This window comes from Magnetococcales bacterium, from assembly GCA_015231925.1.
Lineage (GTDB): Bacteria > Pseudomonadota > Magnetococcia > Magnetococcales > JADGAQ01 > JADGAQ01.
Map to the genome: position 1 here is coordinate 1 of JADGAQ010000341.1, position 2,402 is coordinate 2,402.

2 protein-coding genes are annotated in these 2,402 nt (G+C 59.5%); both read right to left on the reverse strand.

Annotation, left to right across the window (positions count from 1 at the left end):
• Positions 1–74: 74 nt before the first annotated feature.
• Positions 75–1,214, reverse strand: coding sequence for a hypothetical protein (locus tag HQL56_19590; protein ID MBF0311720.1), 1,140 nt, complete (start codon positions 1,212–1,214; stop codon positions 75–77).
• Positions 1,201–2,402 (reverse strand): hypothetical protein (locus HQL56_19595; GenBank protein MBF0311721.1); only part of this gene is annotated, 1,202 nt, incomplete at its 5' end. The genes HQL56_19595 and HQL56_19590, both read right to left, overlap by 14 nt.

The following is a 2,402-nucleotide window of genomic DNA, read 5'->3' on the forward strand; positions in this document are numbered from 1 at the left end:
TCAATAAAAGAAACGGCCCTGAGCAAGAAGATCAGGGCCGTCAATCAGGGGTGAGTCGGATGGAAAGAGACGAATCAGGCAAGAGTGCAAACTTTTGGCAGGACTTTTCGCGGGTTGATGCGGTAACCAGTACCTTTACGACGGTGGCATTCACCCCTGATATTTTCAATGATATCATCACGCTCTATTGGCAAGCCCAAATTTCGGCGCACACCATCCAGCAAATCTTGCTGTAAACGGTTTATTGCACGGCGAACATTCAGCTCGTCGATGGCCTCGATCCTGTCTCCCGGATCGATGATGTTGGTCAGTTCCTTTAGGCTGATGGGGCGGAAGTCATCCGGCGGCCGCCCCATTGCCAAATCTTCCAGAAATCGCTGCCACAGGATGCCGAACACCTGGAGCTGCATCCCGGCCTTGGCTGTTGCCACCACCGAATCCTCCACCAGAAGACGATCCGCACCAAACTCCACCATGAACTGTCGGCGATGCGGTCCAGAGGCTGGGCTGGGCAAAAGCGCCGGAACCACCTTGTCGTATACCGGCAAAGAGGCGCTGAGCAGGGTCGAAGGAGTCTCCCGTGCGAGAAGGTCCTCCAACAAAGAGGCCAAGTCGGCGGTTCCACTCACCAGTTCGGCCAAGCTCGCCCGGACAAGCCAGGAATCGGGAAGAAATCGCTCCTTCAGATTGCGGGCATCGATGGCAACGAAGAGAATGGGATGCATGCGGGCATGGTCGCGGGACAGATAACGAGAATCGCGGCACAGCTCCACCAGACAGACCAGGGCTTCCCCGGAACCCATCTCGACACGGAACACCCCTTCTACCATCCGCCGCACCGCGCCCATGGAATCCAGTTCGTCGTGGAGGAAGGCTGCCACACCCTCGGGCTTCACCTTGCTGCGCACCTCTGCATGCCGCCGCTTACCGTGGAGAAAGGGGTAAACAGGCCGCTCACACTCCGGACAACGAAAGACATCGTCTCCTTCGTCCAACCCCTCTTGAAGCAGGATGCGCCCCTGGCAATCCCGCACCGCCGGTGGAAAATCCCCGTCCAGCGGTTCGGCACAAAGAACGAACTCCCGGCGCTCGATCTCCACCAGTCCGAGCCGCTCCAACCGGGCGGAAGCGTCCAGGGCTGCAGGAGCGGGATCGGCGATTCTCCAACCATCCCGGAGCAGTTGCTCGAAAATCCCTGTATCAGCACCGGACACGCTTTTCTGTCGAGAGGACAGGAAGGCCATGGTCATTCCTCATCAATTCCTCGAAGGCGACACGCTCTTTCGTATTCAGTCGCTGATCTGTATAGCGGACCACGAAGCGGTCGTCCCCTACTGCTTCGAAGATCAGCCCAACCCGTTTCCCCTGGAAGGCTACCTTGATCCCTCTCATGTTGCCAATCTCGGACAGGATGTCCCCCACTGCCTGAGTGAAATGGCCTACCGCCTTGCGAATCGAGACAGGATCGGTAAGGGTGAGCTTGCTGGCCCCGTCCAGGGGCGACCGCTCAAGGGAAATTTCCACGAACTCCAGTTGCCCAGCCTCTCCTTTCGCGAGTTGCCGCAGGAACCGCCGCAACTGTTCTCCGTAGCTTTCCTCGCTTTCATTGGTGTATTCGCATTCCTCATCGAAGAAGGCTCCAGCCACGCGGTTGGCTATCTCCAGGGGCACGGCGGGACTGGTGGAGGAGATGCGCACCCGCCGGGCGTCGGCGGAAAAGTCAAGAATGATCCATTCAGGATGGAATCCATGCTCAACACCCACCGTTTTCACGATCAGGCTGGGACGTTCGGCCCGGCGGATGAACAGCAGCGGCCGCCCCTCCTCCACCAGCACCTCGCGGAATTCGCTGATGCGTTGGTCGTTGCGCTCCCTGTCGAAGGTGGTGAGCAGGGCATGGATGCGGTCGGGTGTCAGAAAATCGGTGAATGTTTCCCTGGGCGGTTTGACGGAGCTTGTCAGGGACATGCGGGCGAAGCCAGCCTTCTGGATCTTCTCCAGATGGAAGATCTGCCGCAGATCCGTTGGTTCGTTGCCGTAGAGGGCGAACAGCAGCGCCTTGGCGTCGTGCTCCTCCTCGTTGATTCGGCACTCTTCGATCACCTGGCCTGGCAGACGCCTTTTGGCGAACTCCACCACTGCCACCCGGGACTTCTGGTGGGAGAAGCGGTCAACCAGCAGGAAGGGGAGAAGTTGCCCGTTTAGTCCACGCAACGTCTCTCGCCGGTCCCTCACCCGCTCCTTCACTGGCAGAGCCAGCCCGGCGCAAACCATCTCCATCTGCCGCCCGCTCAATCTGCAAAGCCATTCCTCTCGTGCCTCGTCCCGCTCCAGTTCCGGCAGCAGGTGCCCCAGCCCCCTCTCCGCTTCGTTTTCCCAGAAGTCCGGCGGCGGCGCGATCC